The organism is Klebsiella sp. A-Nf5, assembly GCF_002810545.1.
Lineage (GTDB): Bacteria > Pseudomonadota > Gammaproteobacteria > Enterobacterales > Enterobacteriaceae > Klebsiella > Klebsiella variicola.
In genome coordinates this window covers 1-993 of the sequence record NZ_PIOG01000135.1, presented here as the reverse complement: position 1 = coordinate 993, position 993 = coordinate 1, and the positions used below count along the sequence as shown (strand labels likewise).

At 45.0% G+C, this 993-nt stretch carries 1 pseudogene; it reads right to left on the bottom strand.

Annotated elements, in window-relative coordinates:
• A pseudogene (locus CWM53_RS13895) lies at nt 1–481 on the bottom strand (IS5 family transposase); the annotation flags it as partial.
• Between the last annotated feature and the right edge of the window lie 512 nt (nt 482–993).

Genomic DNA, 993 nt, shown 5'->3' with positions numbered 1-993 from the left:
TTCATAACGTTGTCTAGGCAGAGCCTGAGTTTTTGTCCCGGATGCCCCATCTGGAGGGCATCAAGCGTATCTGCAACCAGTCAGATATCGTGCGTGTTCGCCGCTGCAACAACCAGCGACAGAGGAAGCCCGTTGGCATCCGTCATCAGGCCGCGCTTTACGCTTTGTTTCACTCTGTCCGCGGGATTGCGGCCTGTTTTTTTGTTCTTGACAGCGGTGATTTGGTCATGCTGCCGTCCAGATGTTCGCAGGCAAGCAAACCGTTCTGCCAAAAGCGCTCGAAGACTCTAGCATCACGCCATTCTTGGAAGCGCCGGTGTGCAGAACTCGATGAACATATCCTGGTGGCATTCAGCGTGTTCCACTGGCAACCGGTCCTGAGGACGAAAAATATGGCATTCATGGCCGCACGGTTATCAACGCGTTTACGGTGAGCACCGAACGGATGGCTGGTTTTGTGCTCAGGGATAAGCGGTGTCATTTTTTCACAAAGCTCATCGCTGATCCGCCATTTCTGCCTGTCATATTTTCGCCTTCATAAATTACCAGTTACGACATTCTGACATTCCCTTCTGGGATAGGCTCTTAATCGGATAACCTAAATGCGATACCGTAAGAGCTACAACTTAAAAGCGATAACCGCTGACGTAAAATCAATCCGTTACGCATCGAGATTTGTTAAATAATGCGCTTAACGTACAAAAATTTCCGATCTCCAAACTGACTCCTCTAAGGGCGCTATTGTTCAACTTCGTCAGAATACGCAGGAGTGAGTAGGAGGACTTAATTTAGGATGAAGTCCTCCTCATAGTGATTCTAAAAATCACTAAATCTAAATGAATTTATTCGTTTCATCATTAATAATGTCCAGTTCTTATCATTTGATGATATAAGGTATAATATGTTCGATACTATTATATTCTCTAATAGTTCTTTGTATTGAAAGAGGTCCTTTGCTAATTCAGTGTTGAGTTCTTTGTCTCCTCTATTAGG